General features: G+C 65.5%; 1 protein-coding gene. It reads left to right on the forward strand.

Features of this window, described 5'->3' with window-relative positions; translation table 11 throughout:
• Nucleotides 1–310: NAD(P)(+) transhydrogenase (Re/Si-specific) subunit beta (locus tag AKL29_RS45805; protein ID WP_244482515.1), on the forward strand; the 310-nt coding region annotated here is incomplete at both ends.

Consider the following 310-nt stretch of genomic DNA (forward strand, 5'->3'; position numbering starts at 1 on the left):
CGCGTTCCACTCGCTGGTCGGCATGGCCGCAGTGCTGGTCGCGGCCGGCGCGTTCTATGCGCCGGAAGCCTTCGACATCGGCACGCCCGGCAACATCCATCCGCAGAGCCTGGTCGAGATGTCGCTCGGCGTTGCGATCGGCGCGCTGACCTTCACCGGCTCGGTGATCGCGTTCCTGAAACTCTCGGCCCGGATGAGCGGCGCGCCGATCATCCTGCCTTTCCGCCACGTCATCAATATTGTCCTTGCCATCCTGCTGGTCGTGTTCATCGTCGGCCTGGTGATGAGCGGCAGCGCGCTCGACTTCTGG

The sequence above is a fragment of the Bradyrhizobium pachyrhizi genome (assembly GCF_001189245.1).
GTDB lineage: Bacteria > Pseudomonadota > Alphaproteobacteria > Rhizobiales > Xanthobacteraceae > Bradyrhizobium > Bradyrhizobium pachyrhizi.